The sequence below is a fragment of the Salinicoccus sp. CNSTN-B1 genome (assembly GCF_054792835.1).
Genome location: NZ_JBTWMN010000004.1, coordinates 1008665 through 1020795, shown reverse-complemented (window position 1 = coordinate 1020795; position 12131 = coordinate 1008665). Strand labels below are relative to the sequence as shown.

The following is a 12131-nucleotide window of genomic DNA, read 5'->3' as shown; positions in this document are numbered from 1 at the left end:
AACTCCCAAATTTGAAGTGACCCCCAAAAGTTAGACATGTTTTCTTTGTTTAAGCGGTTTAGATAAAATGAGTTCGGTATTGTACCGGACTCGTTTTTAATTTTGTCTTTATACGATGTGTATTGTAGTACGCTATATAATTTTCAAGTTCCAGTTTAAAATGTGCGATACTATCAAATGTCTTCATGTAAAGAAATTCAGACTTCATAATCCCAAAAAAATTCTCGACTACCGCATTGTCATAACAGTTTCCCTTACGGGACATACTTTGCGTGATGCCTCTTGCTTCCAGAGTTTGGCGATACTGTTTCATTTGATAATGCCACCCTTGATCCGAATGCATCAGTAGTCCGTGTTTCTCTGGTAAATATTTTAGGGCGTTTTCCAACATCTCTGCAACAAGAGAATATGTGGGACGATTGCTTATTGTGTACGTAATAATCTCTCCATTAAATAGATCCAGGACAGATGAGAGATAGAGTTTCTTACCAAACAGTTTAAATTCGGTCATGTCGGTGACCCATTTCTTGTTCGGGGCATCTGCGGTGAAATTACGATTTAAAATATTGGGGGCGATTCTACCCACGCTCCCTTTATATGACCGATATTTTTTGATGCGCACCAGACATTTTAACCCCAATGTTTTCATGATGCGTTGCACCTTCTTATGATTCACTTTCACACCATGATTCATCAGCTCATTATGAATGCGACGGTAACCATAACGCCCCTCGTGGGTGTCATAGATCGCTTTGATTTCCACTTTTAAGTCACTATCTGGATCGGGCTGGTTCATGCGTCTGACTCTATCGTAGTACGTGCTGCGTGGAATGTCAGCGAATCTCACGAGTGTTGTCACCGGATATTTATGCCTTAATTCATACACTACTTGCGCTTTGTCCTGTTGCGTGATTTTTCCTTTTTCTGAACTAAGGCATTCAACTTTTTTAAATATTCATTTTCCATTTCAAGGTGCTTAATCCGCGCTTCAAGTGATGCCAATGATTTCTCGGTCGTTGATTGTTTTGGTGGTCGCTGTGATTCTTTTTTCATGGACGGCCGCCCCTTTTGTTTTGGCTGTAAAGCATCGATGCCTTGCATTTCAAACCGTCGCTTCCAATTACGAATCAAGGAAAGAGAACTGATGTTGAAAATCGCTGCAGTCTCATTCAAGGAGGTATCGTGTTCAGCCATATAGTTGAGTACGTCCAGTTTAAACTTTAGTGTGTAAGTTGTATATCGTTTTATAAATGCTTCAGCTCCATTGTATTCATATTGTTTCACCCATGTCAGAACCAGTTTATGATCTGTACCCAGAGCGCTAGCGATTTGGTAAGAGTTCTTTCTTCCATATAAATATTGTTCGACTGCGTTTAGTTTATCCTCGGCGTTAAACTTAGTCATAAAAGAGTGCACCTCCAATTGTTAGAATGTGTCTAACAATTGGGGTGCACTTCAATTCAACTTTAGGGGTGCTTTTGTATGCATAGAAAACATTCGATAGATTTTCAAGATTAAAGTGGTACAGAAATATTTGAATGGCGCTTCAGGTTACCGGCCATTATCTGTAAAGTATAAAATAGATTCGAAACTATTGTGAACATAGGTGACGCAGTTTAATCAAAATGGGGTGCAGGGGCTCACAGCGGGGAGGAGGAAATCAAAGTATACTCAAGCGTTCAAATTAACAGTGTTACAGCACCGGTTGAAACATCAACTGTCCTACCGGGAGACAGCGATTGTCGTTGACATTCCTAAAAGTAGTTATTGTTACCATAAGAAACAAGCTACTTCACCGAATAAATACAGCCATGTCCGGAGGCAAATCATCGATATTTTCAACGCAGAAAAGCGGCGTTACGGCTATCGACGGATACATACGGCATTAAAAAATATAGGGGTTATCCTGCCGGAAAAAAATAGTGCGACGTATCATGCGGGAAGAAAATCTCGTTGCGAAGTCCATTAAAATGAGAAAATATAGTTCATATGATGGAGAGATATCACTTGCCGTCCCTAGTGTTTTAAAACGGGATTTTAAAGCAGATAAAGTAAGTGATAAATGGGTTACGGATATTACGGACTTTCGTATATTCAGTGGTAAAGTATATCTATCTCCAATGATTGACTGTTTTGACGGTGCTATCGTGAGTTGGACAATGAGTACCACCCCGAATGCAGAGTTAATGAATACCATGCTGAATCAGGCGATGCAAACGTTACAGGAGGACCAGAGACCAGTTGTTCATACGGATCGGGGGCGCATTATCGTTGGTATGGATGGATTGAGCGAATGGACAGTCATCACTTGATACGATCAATGTCCAAAAAAGGGCATTCCCCGACAACGCTGCCTGTGAGGGCTTCTTTGGGCGGTTAAAGAACGAGTTCTTTTATGGCGAATCCTGGGCGGGTGTCTCTCTTGAACACTTTATTGAACAATTAGATGACTATCTTGTGTGGTATAACCATGAAAGAATTAAACTATCATTAGGTGGAATGTGTATTATAAAACAACGTAAAATATTAGGTGGTGTGGCATAGGTGTCAAAATAATACAATTCAAACATTGAAGCGACAGGAGTAACAGTTAGATTTACCCTGTTATATGAAATACATGGTCCAAGAAAATATCCATACCCCCTTTCCTACATTCTATAACTGTCGTTTACATCGCGTACCGCGCCATTAATATAACGCGTTATTCAAGTAAAAGAATAAGTTTATGAGTGAATTCTCATATATGGGAAGTTGTTTGTAAATCTAACGCAAATAAAAAACCACCTCACAGTAGGTGGTTTGGATTTATTTATTCTCATCATAATTTCCATGAACAATATTAAAAGGTGATACTCCATTAGACTTTATATTCAAATGTATATAATCTTCAGTTAGTGGCACTTTTGATATTAATATATAATCATCATCACTCTGATATATTGAATAACCTAAAATTATTAATAATGTATTTAAATGATATAAATTAGAACGTACATGAATAAGTCCTATTATAAAAAATAGAATAGCATTTAAAATTATACTATATATATTTGTAACATCTAATGAAAGTAAAGGTATTAAATAAGTTATGAAGTAGTTAAGTACTTCTGTATTGATTGGCTTAATATTACTGTATTCTCTAGTAGTATTGGGTTTCCCCCATAGCCAATTAAAGAAAATAATTAGCCCTAATACTGACAAGGTAATACAAATTGTCCAAAAGCATATATTTAAACTCCAGACAGACAATAACGAGATATCATGTAATTCTGCTTGTTTTAAATAAATCAAAATAAAGAGAGGTACATAAGAGGATATATACATGCTCCATTTAAATATAATGCTTTTTAACAATTTAAACACCCTCTTTCAGTATTAAATCCAATCGTTTTCCCCTTACGGTTACCTATTACAGTTCTGAAATAAGCATCTAATATTAAATTTGTAAAGATCCTTCTATTTTCCTTACTAGAAGAATCATAAACAAAAATTAAGTTTTCATTAGAATCTTCCGTCGTCACTTTTTTGATTTCTATGTTTAATTCAAATTCCTCAATGGTTTTAAGTGTATTTTTTTGTTCGGATAAAAATAACTTTGCTCTACTTGAGTTATCGTGTAATTTAGCAATCCTTTTATATAAACCTGCATCGCTTAAAATATCTTGCTTTAATTGTTCGAAATTTTCTATTTTATTTGCGCTATTTAATTCATCTAATACTGACTCTGTTCTTTTCCGGAATTCTTCTTTTGTGAAGAAAATAGATTCAACAATTGAATGACTAAAAATATAAGATTTATTATCATGTATCATTAAATCTATTATTTCATCGAACGCAATATAGTTTTTCGAATCTACTTTTTTATATACTCCTTGTTCAGGAAGTGTAAATAAACCATTTAATATACGGTTGGCTGAAGGATGTCTCCGAAATATAATTACTTCATCCTCACCATTCATGTATCTAAATACTAAAAATTTAATCGATGATACATCTAAGTTATGAGTTACATCTGGTTTTGTGAACTTTTCAATTATCTTATCAAGTCCATTTAATTCACTCGTTTTTTCAATCTCTACAACACCATCTAATTTAGCTATAGGATTATATTCCGCTTCTTCTAATTCATTGTTATTTAAAAACTTTAAATGCTCTTCTTTACACCAATCTAATATCTTATCATGCATGGTTGGTTCATATAGTTTATAATCTTGAATAGTTCTTTTCTTAAGGAAATATATTTTCAAATCTCCGTTTTCAATTACTTCTTCAATTTCACTGTACATATCCCCATTACCTCTTTCATGTGAGTAGTTAACCAAATCTTACAGATATTTACTGGTTACTTCAATATGTAAATAAAAAATAGCTGTTAGCGGGGAGGCCAACAGCTTAACTACACAAGTACATTATATCATGAAAAGATAGAAAAAGCGAACTTACGTTCCCATTTTATAGGGTGAATTTTTATATGTAAACACCCCTCAGACACACCATTCCAGTATGTAGTGAACCCATAAATTTGAACTTTTTGATCAAGTAATATCTTGGACTTGGTATAATAAAGTAGACACTAAGTTAAGAGAAAATGGGAATTTATTATGCTGAGAAGATCCTATGATAAGCAATTTAAAATTCAAGCCGTTAAGTTAGTTACGGAAGATGCATTTTCAGTAAAAGAAGCATCAGAATAATTGGAGGTTCATCATAACAGTTTATATAGATGGGTCAGCGAGTACGAAAAGTATGGAGATAGTGCGTTTCCTGGCAAAGGGAGCGCACTTTTTGATTTACAGTATGAAAATAAGAAGTTAGCGAAAGAAAATGAACAGTTAAGAGGAGAAGTAGAACTTTTAAAAAAGTTCCAGGTCTTCTTGAGGCGAAACAAGAAATAAGATTTAAGTACCTTAAAACGCATCGAGCTGAACTAAATATTCAACGGGCCTGCAAGATACTGAACGTATCTCGCTCGGGGTTCTATGAGTATCTTCATAGACAAAAATCCAAAAGGCAAATTGAAAATGAAGTTTTAAAAGAAAAAATCAGTAAAATATTTCATAAACATCATGGACGCTACGGCACGATTAGAATCACAAAAGTTTTAAATAAAGAAGACATATACATGAAGCGAAAACGCGTCGGTCGCCTGCTACATGAAATGGGCTTGTATGCTAAGAGAAGCAGGTACAAATACAGGAATCATAAAAGACCCTCCCTGACGCATCCTAATCTAGTCAACCAAACATTTTTAGCGACACGAAAGAACGTCATATGGTTAGGCGATATCACGTATATTAGGGTCTCAGAAAGATTTCTATTCTTAGCTGTTTATATAGATGTATTTATGCGTAAAATTGTGGGTTGGTCCATGGATACACGCATGAATGATCAGTTAGTCATTGATGCTTTAAATCAAGCTGTCAGGAAGGAACATCCACAACCAGGTTCGGTCATCCACACAGACCAAGGATCACAATATACAGGCAGTCGATTTCAATATTTACTTCGGCAACATAACTTTAAAGGAAGTATCAGTCGAAAAAGGGAATCCTTATGATAATGCATTGATGGAATCCTTTTATAAAACGATAAAAAGAGCGCTTATCCATGATGCTGATTTCACATCGATTGAACAAGCTCAGTTAGAAATATTTAAATATATCGAAACATATTATAACACGCCGATTGTAAAATTAAGCTAGACACATAAAACGGTCACACATGATACACTCAAAATGGTTTTCCGACAAAAGAAATCATCGGAGTGATCATGCATGACCTATACCCATATTACCACGGATGAATTAGTATTCATAGAAGCCTATTTCCACCACGGAACTGCCGTGGCTCAGATTGCGAAACGGCTCGGGCGTGACTATCCACAATGTCGTCACGCATTTCAAAGCCGGACACACTGCCATCGACTACTATCAGCGCTATAAAGAAAATAAGAAGCGATGTGGTAGAAAACAGAGTGTCTTGCCGACCAGTCAACAGAAGTACATCGAAGAGAAGGTCGCTCAAGGCTGGACACCGGATGTTATTGTCGGCCGGCAGGAGACGCCAATTGACTGCTCGGGTCGCACGCTGTATCGGATGTTCAAGCGCGCTACCTTTGATGTTGCCAAGCTGCCAATGCAGGGCAAGCGAAAATCAAATGGCCACCAGGAACGCCGGGGCCGTCAGGTGTTCAAGCGCAATATTTCCGAACGGACAAATAATGAGTACCCGACGTTCAGTGATGAATTTGGTCATCTGGAGGGGGACACCATCGTCGGTGTCCGTCATAAGAGCGCCGTTATCACGCTGGTCGAGCGCCTGTCAAAAGCCATTGTCACCTTGAAGCCTGAAGGACGGACAGCGCAGGATATCGAGACTGCCATTAATACATGGTGTCAAAAGATGCCGAGAAACTTGTTCAAGTCCATCACTTTTGACTGCGGCAAAGGATTCTCCAACCGGCAGTCAATAAGCAACCGAAATGATCTATCCATCTACTTTGCCGATCCGGGCACACCGTCACAGCGGAGGGCTGAATGAACATTCCAATGGTCTGCTCAGAAAGGATGGGCTACCTAAGCACATGGATTTCAACACAGTGGATCAGACCTTTGTCTCGTCGGTCGCTGCCAGAAGAAACCATATCCCGAGAAAGTCATTAAACTATCGAGCACCATTGGAAGTCTTTTTGAGTTACATGGGTGATAAGGAACTGTCTAGCTTATTTTGACAAATGAAAACACTAAAAGATTATACTCTTCTCTTGGATTTCTATCACCCAAAGAATTTGAAACTCTAAATAGTCAGGATTGACTTACAAAATCCGCTTAACCTTGTGTCTAGTTTTTCTTGACAAGTCCAAACCAATTCTTTTTTCACTATCTACTTGACTGGGTTCAGCCCATAACAGAGATGCCTCAATAACACTTATGTTTTACGCTTTACTCATATAAATTATAGTGTGCTCTTCCTCTTCCACATCAATAGGCTCTGCCCAGTGCATAACAGCTTCTACCCTATAAAAGCGATCGTTGTAGGTAATAAAATCGTTAGCTCTCGGCAAAAATTCCACTTTCATCTCAACTTCATCACCAACAGGCCTTAGATAACGCCCGTCCAACGTTTGGAAATAAAAAGCTAAATCTTCTCTATCGTTCGCCATTTCAACTTCCTGTTTGAGCACTACATACATGGTATCCACTCCTTTGGTTAGTACCTAAATCATACCAAAAAGCCGCCACAATTGGCAGCTTTTAACTTAGGAGATCTATCACGGAAACCAAATCATTAGGGACGTTGTGGCCGACGAATATTTTTGCATCGCCTGTCTCCCTTCCAGTGTATAGTTGTTTGACTTTACTTGTCGATTTTTTTCTTTAATTTCTCACATTTCCCATTAATCCCGCAATGCTTCACATACTTCATTCATAATTGAGTGAGCACGCTGAGGAGATATTCCAACTTCTTTGGCAATGCTCTGATAAGTCATCCCATTCAACCGAAGATTGAATACCAGTGCTGTCCATTCATCTGTGATATGACCCAGCGGTTCTGAATGTAACGAACTTTGGCTTGTAATCGATTGAGCTCTTTATTCATCTTCAGACGCCTGATGGTGTTCATTGTGTACGAGATCGCTGTTACCACCTTGCGCTTTTGGCATGGCAGCGTCTATGCCATATTGTGATGTAGAGCCACCACCAACTTCACTTTTATACTGTGCATCCAATTCTTTCAATCTGGATATATAATATGAATAGTTATTAATCAGATTCATAATTTTTTCTGTTTTATAAGTCTTAGTCGCATAATTCATAATTCAGCCACACCCTGTTTTATAGTTTGTCTATCGCTATGAGCACATGGTCAGTGTCCCCATATCGTTTCTTCACGTTAAGCTCTACAATCTGTGAGTCATCCTTATATATTGTTTCATTCAGTGCATTTAGGATACTCTTAGCCAAGTTATCCAGATCGGGCTTCTTCTGATACACTAGAGAGCCGTCTTCTATGGGCTTTAACTTTTTCTTGGTGTAAGAATTAGGTGACGTAAAAACGAATGTCAGGTGAATGGATATGGGACACTCAGCAATGTTCAGTCGCTGCTTGTTCATGTAACTTTTCGCTATCAGCTTCACCAACCGTTTATATGTCTTGCTTTGTCTGAAATTAACCGCTTTTGATTTACTTGTAGCAATCTGTATACACGTGGTCTAGGTTGCGGCACTGCTTTGCCTTCTACTTTGAATTCAATCAATCATTATCACGCTCCAATATCTCTTTCACTTGCTGCAGTATGTCTTTAGTCTCCTTCTTCGAGTTGCTCAAAGTTAATAGGTTCTTTCGTTTGTATTGTTCGATGAAGTTTTGTTCGGTGAAGCCGTAATAATCGAAGACTTTCAGTAGAATCATCAACTTCATGTTAAGGTCATCGTGCTTCTGTAGTTGTTCCAGTGCAACATCATCGACAGGAAAATCAGCAAAGCCCTTGGCATATACTCTGTGTGTATTCCAGAAGCGCATCACCTTTACCATTCAGTTTGTTCCAGTGGAGCATGATGAAGTGAAGTACCTCAATGGCTTCGTCAAGAATGCGCTCCTTATTCACTGGCTTGCTTTTCCAATACTTTCAGAGATCATGACATTCATTGATGAACTCCTACACCTCTATATTGATTGCAGAGAATGTTTCGAAGTAAATTCTTCTTCCCATTCTTTATTAGTGATGTCCTTCTTCTTTTTGATTTCCATGTCCAGTTTCTTCTGCATTTTCAACAACCAATTCACGGCCGGTCTACTTAGTGTTAATGTCATCTATTTAGTCTCCTTCAATACATGTATTTCGTTCACTTGAATATCAGTTACAGACTGCCCGTAATTTATCATGATGCATAGTTGCTTATGATTTAGGTAAAAGAATGATTCATACAACCCTTTTGGTGCTGAGACATTGACTGCAAATACAGCAAGTGTGCTCCCTTCTGCGGCAAATGTTCCCCTGTATTCCAAGAAGTCATTTTCATTCAGACCACTATTAATATCCTTGAACAGTGCTTGTTTTACTTCTTGCGTATTTGCAAAGTCAAATCGTTGTATAATCTCCATTACATTTCTTCTGACATGTTTGGCGATGAAGTTATACTCGCCAGCATCCAACTTCACTTCATCTTTCAAATAGGTGACATCCTTCTCTATCGTGTCCACCTTCTTGTTGGTCTGATCCAGTGCTTCGAATTGAAGCCTCATGATTTCCATTGAATCTTTGGGAGTCTCGTAGTTGCCTGTTTTCCGAATGGCGGGAAGGACTTCTGATGTGACCCATTTTCTAAATCGCTTCGCTTCATCTTTACGACTTGAAAATATTAAAGCGTATAAACCACTCTTGTTAATTACATGCATTAACTTATCTCCGTAGTGTGTCGGTACTACCGACGTAGCTTTTTCATCGTCCTCTAGCCTATTCACTGCATCTCTAGAATTTTTAATTTCCAATACTGTGCATACATCAGCTGCTACAAAGTAAGGTTGATTGTTAATAATAATCGTTCTTACATCATTTTCTTCAAAACTAAATATTTGTAATTCTTCCATGTTATTCCTTCTTTCTTTGGTATAATCTTCCTTAAGGAAGGGAGGTGATACTGAATGAGTGATATTGAAAAAGTTGTTCGAGAAGCCGTTGACGAAGTCTCAAGTAAGCACTATTCGCAAGAGCTGGTTAACGAAAAGATGAATGATTTAACTGACGCTCAAGGAGATGTCGACATCAATGGGTTGCTCGAGTTTTTAGTTGAATTTTCAACTGGCTACTCCAACACAGTTCTCACGGAAACATTGGAACGTCTTCAAGACAAAGGCTATCTAAAAGCTGATTGAGAAATACACTTCTCGATTTTCAGTAACATGATTCTTTGAAATTAGTTGATGCTTAAAGGAGGTGGATCAATGATTAGAAAGCCAGTTAATTCTTCTAGAATTTCAAGTGTCGGTTGGGAAAACAATACACTTGAGATAGGCTTTCCTGATGGAGCAGTGTACCAGTATCATGGAGTTTCTTATGACGCTTATACGAACTTCATGAATTCTCCTTCTCTTGGTTCAGAGTTATCTAGACTAGATAAGGCTTATTCTTACACCCGCGTTAGTGGTTAAGAATTGTTAGTTGGTTCTGACGGAGTGAATTCATCCACGACGATAAGTTTTACTCCGTCAGAATCGATTTCCATTCGGGTATATGGGTTTTTCTCTTCAGCTAAGTACTTAGAAATTTGTAAAGCTGCCTCTCTGATTTCTTCCTTCGTGTTATGCCTCCTTAAATAACTCTCTCTTTGTCGTACGTTTCGCTTACCTTACCTTCAAAAAAAATACTCCATTCAACATTGAAGACTGTTGACATCTTCATAGCCATAGGAACTGTTATGTTGCGGTTCCCTTGCTCGTAGATTGATATTGTACCAGTAGACACGCCCATTCTTCTTGCTAGCTGCTCTTGAGTATAACCGTGTTTTGTTCGAAACTTTTTAAGTTTATTCATTTTCAATACTTCCTAAATACAACGATTTGTTGTATTTATAATCCACTACATAACGTTATAGTTTTAAATGGAAAAGTACAACAGTTTGTTATATTTTTTAATTTACTATAAAACAGGTATTACAATTTGTTATACTTTTTTTATGAAAGGGTGCGATTCTATGATTGGAGATAAGTTGGTTGAACTCAGAAAATCCAAGAGGAAAACGCAACAAGAGATGGCGAACATATTGGGCATTGTTAAGGGTACATACTCTTCTTATGAGCAGAACAGGCGCACTCCAGATAGTGAGATGCAGATAAAAATCGCCGATTACTTTGACATCACCTTAGATGAATTGAATGGCAGGAAGCACAACAAAGATCCCTCGACGATGTCGACGCTTTAATGTTCTCTGATAAGGAAGGCTTCGATAATCTTTCTGAAGAGGATAAACAGGAGTTAAGGGAGTTGCTGAACGATCAACTAGAGTATTGGATTGATAAGAAGAACAAGGGGAAGTAGGTGCGATATATCGAAAGACTAAATGCTGTAGAAGTATTATATTTACATTATGCAGTAGGTAGAACGCCTACAGATGCTGTTAAGCATGATTTTTGGCATGATAAATATTTAATGACTGCCCACGAACTCTTAGATGCTTTGTTAGAAAAACGAGTTTTATATAAAAGTGATGATTACTCTATACGCTTAAAAAAGAAAACTATCCCGGAATTGAAGAATATATTAAAAGATTCTAATTTAAAATTAGGCGGTAACAAAGATGTCTTAATCAAACGTATAGTTGATAGCGAAATAGATTTAGATATTTATAACCTAGAGAAAATACTGTGTTTAACTGATAACTATACTCAATTCTTCGAAGATACGAAATTTATAAAATTTGGCGACTTTGATAAATCCATTGACATTTATGAGCTTTATAAATTCTATACCAGCTCTCCCGGTAAAACGGATGACGAAATAATCATTGGCGCGTTGATTGAAAAATATAAACTGAGAATAAATGAACCGAACAAAAACGAAGCTAAAATATTACTTGAGCGAATCTGCAAATATTATTTATTCGAACTAAAAGATTACACTAACGGGTATTATTATTTAAACAATTACGCCATGTTAACCGTTCTTCAAAATATCGAACGATATCGCGGAATGTTAGCCGCCCATAGAAAAAGTTTCCTTGAATCAATGGATTTGAGTTACTTGTTTAGAATAGAAAACACTACTTATCATAGATACAACTCGATTTACCACTCTAAAAAAATTAGTATATCGAATATGGTGGATGATTTGTATGCTGATTCAAAACACTTGCCATATGGTAACTCCGATAAGAATTTAGCCTCTAAATTTATAGCGCATTATCTATTTGATGATGAGGAAGCGCACCACATTCTTAAAAACGAGATAGAAAAAGAAGGTGGCATCTTTAATGCGCCGGATGAATTGGTGGCCATAGGTTCAGTAGAAACAGGATTCAGGAGATTTATGAAGAAAATATTTAAGTAACCAACTGACCACTGGCGCCTTTAGTGGTCAGTAATTTTTTAAATTTATAATCGAACGTACGTTCTTAACATAGGGATTTTATGAG

14 protein-coding genes and 3 pseudogenes are annotated in these 12131 nt (G+C 37.2%); 7 read left to right on the top strand and 10 right to left on the bottom strand.

Annotation, left to right across the window (positions count from 1 at the left end; translation table 11 throughout):
* Positions 1-58: 58 nt before the first annotated feature.
* Positions 59-1404 (bottom strand): IS3 family transposase gene (locus ACYF68_RS06115; protein WP_461045788.1). Its coding sequence is split into 2 segments (ribosomal slippage): positions 59-951 and positions 951-1404, totalling 1347 coding nucleotides; the frame shifts between segments, so codons are not numbered across the junction.
* A gap of 334 nt (positions 1405-1738) precedes the next feature.
* Between ACYF68_RS06115 and ACYF68_RS06110 the strand changes: the two are divergent.
* Positions 1739-2544, top strand: a pseudogene (locus ACYF68_RS06110) (IS3 family transposase); the annotation flags it as partial.
* Positions 2545-2805: 261 nt separating this feature from the next.
* On the opposite strand, the gene ACYF68_RS06105 reads toward ACYF68_RS06110, so the two are convergent.
* Together ACYF68_RS06105 and ACYF68_RS06100 are read right to left on the bottom strand one after the other, a co-directional pair.
* Entirely contained in the window at positions 2806-3354 is a 549-nt protein-coding gene (locus ACYF68_RS06105) for a hypothetical protein (protein ID WP_461045786.1), read from the bottom strand.
* The gene (locus ACYF68_RS06100; RefSeq protein ID WP_461045784.1) at positions 3348-4286 is read right to left on the bottom strand and encodes a Kiwa anti-phage protein KwaB-like domain-containing protein; all 939 of its coding nucleotides are present in this window, start codon (positions 4284-4286) and stop codon (positions 3348-3350) included. The genes ACYF68_RS06105 and ACYF68_RS06100 overlap by 7 nt, the downstream gene beginning before the upstream one ends.
* 315 nt (positions 4287-4601) lie before the next feature.
* On the opposite strand from ACYF68_RS06100, the pseudogene ACYF68_RS06095 reads away from it, so the two are divergent.
* Positions 4602-5702 (top strand): annotated as a pseudogene (locus tag ACYF68_RS06095) (IS3 family transposase).
* Positions 5703-5774: 72 nt separating this feature from the next.
* A pseudogene (locus tag ACYF68_RS06090) lies at positions 5775-6730 on the top strand (IS30 family transposase).
* A gap of 204 nt (positions 6731-6934) precedes the next feature.
* Here the strand turns inward: ACYF68_RS06090 and ACYF68_RS06085 are convergent.
* From ACYF68_RS06085 to ACYF68_RS06060, 6 genes are all read right to left on the bottom strand, one after another.
* Positions 6935-7192, bottom strand: coding sequence for a hypothetical protein (locus ACYF68_RS06085; protein ID WP_461045782.1), 258 nt, complete (start codon positions 7190-7192; stop codon positions 6935-6937).
* A gap of 399 nt (positions 7193-7591) precedes the next feature.
* Complete coding sequence (locus ACYF68_RS06080) at positions 7592-7777, bottom strand: hypothetical protein (RefSeq protein ID WP_461045780.1); 186 nt, start codon at positions 7775-7777, stop codon at positions 7592-7594.
* A gap of 58 nt (positions 7778-7835) precedes the next feature.
* A complete protein-coding gene (locus ACYF68_RS06075; RefSeq protein ID WP_461047511.1) occupies positions 7836-8198 on the bottom strand; it encodes a RusA family crossover junction endodeoxyribonuclease in 363 nt (120 codons plus the stop codon).
* A gap of 55 nt (positions 8199-8253) precedes the next feature.
* Positions 8254-8535 (bottom strand): hypothetical protein, encoded by a 282-nt coding sequence (locus tag ACYF68_RS06070; protein ID WP_461045778.1) that lies wholly within the window; start codon positions 8533-8535, stop codon positions 8254-8256.
* A gap of 132 nt (positions 8536-8667) precedes the next feature.
* Positions 8668-8814, bottom strand: a complete 147-nt coding sequence (locus ACYF68_RS06065; protein WP_461045776.1) for a hypothetical protein — start codon at positions 8812-8814, stop codon at positions 8668-8670.
* Positions 8815-9591: a BRO family protein gene (locus tag ACYF68_RS06060; RefSeq protein WP_461045774.1), complete on the bottom strand. Its 777-nt coding sequence runs from the start codon at positions 9589-9591 to the stop codon at positions 8815-8817. It abuts the gene before it with no gap.
* Positions 9592-9645: 54 nt separating this feature from the next.
* On the opposite strand from ACYF68_RS06060, the gene ACYF68_RS06055 reads away from it, so the two are divergent.
* A complete protein-coding gene (locus tag ACYF68_RS06055; protein WP_461045772.1) occupies positions 9646-9876 on the top strand; it encodes a hypothetical protein in 231 nt (76 codons plus the stop codon).
* A gap of 69 nt (positions 9877-9945) precedes the next feature.
* Entirely contained in the window at positions 9946-10152 is a 207-nt protein-coding gene (locus tag ACYF68_RS06050) for a KTSC domain-containing protein (protein WP_461045770.1), read from the top strand.
* Positions 10153-10312: 160 nt separating this feature from the next.
* Here ACYF68_RS06050 and ACYF68_RS06045 read toward each other — a convergent pair whose 3' ends face one another.
* On the bottom strand, positions 10313-10534 hold the full coding sequence (locus ACYF68_RS06045) for a helix-turn-helix transcriptional regulator (protein ID WP_461045769.1): 222 nt from the start codon (positions 10532-10534) through the stop codon (positions 10313-10315).
* 160 nt (positions 10535-10694) lie between these two features.
* Between ACYF68_RS06045 and ACYF68_RS06040 the strand changes: the two genes are divergently transcribed.
* Together ACYF68_RS06040 and ACYF68_RS06035 are read left to right on the top strand one after the other, a co-directional pair.
* Positions 10695-10922, top strand: a complete 228-nt coding sequence (locus ACYF68_RS06040; RefSeq protein ID WP_461045767.1) for a helix-turn-helix domain-containing protein — start codon at positions 10695-10697, stop codon at positions 10920-10922.
* A 116-nt stretch (positions 10923-11038) separates the two neighbouring features.
* Positions 11039-12046, top strand: a complete 1008-nt coding sequence (locus ACYF68_RS06035; RefSeq protein ID WP_461045766.1) for an SAP domain-containing protein — start codon at positions 11039-11041, stop codon at positions 12044-12046.
* Positions 12047-12131: the final 85 nt, after the last annotated feature.

Coding starts and splice junctions, on each gene's coding strand:
- ACYF68_RS06040 (WP_461045767.1), top strand. CDS start 10,695: ATGATTGGAGATAAGTTGGTTGAACTCAGAAAATCCAAGAGGAAAACG.
- ACYF68_RS06070 (WP_461045778.1), bottom strand. CDS start 8,535: ATGGTAAAGGTGATGCGCTTCTGGAATACACACAGAGTATATGCCAAG.
- ACYF68_RS06060 (WP_461045774.1), bottom strand. CDS start 9,591: ATGGAAGAATTACAAATATTTAGTTTTGAAGAAAATGATGTAAGAACG.
- ACYF68_RS06065 (WP_461045776.1), bottom strand. CDS start 8,814: ATGACATTAACACTAAGTAGACCGGCCGTGAATTGGTTGTTGAAAATG.
- ACYF68_RS06085 (WP_461045782.1), bottom strand. CDS start 7,192: ATGTATGTAGTGCTCAAACAGGAAGTTGAAATGGCGAACGATAGAGAA.
- ACYF68_RS06080 (WP_461045780.1), bottom strand. CDS start 7,777: ATGAATCTGATTAATAACTATTCATATTATATATCCAGATTGAAAGAA.
- ACYF68_RS06045 (WP_461045769.1), bottom strand. CDS start 10,534: ATGAATAAACTTAAAAAGTTTCGAACAAAACACGGTTATACTCAAGAG.
- ACYF68_RS06100 (WP_461045784.1), bottom strand. CDS start 4,286: ATGTACAGTGAAATTGAAGAAGTAATTGAAAACGGAGATTTGAAAATA.
- ACYF68_RS06055 (WP_461045772.1), top strand. CDS start 9,646: ATGAGTGATATTGAAAAAGTTGTTCGAGAAGCCGTTGACGAAGTCTCA.
- ACYF68_RS06050 (WP_461045770.1), top strand. CDS start 9,946: ATGATTAGAAAGCCAGTTAATTCTTCTAGAATTTCAAGTGTCGGTTGG.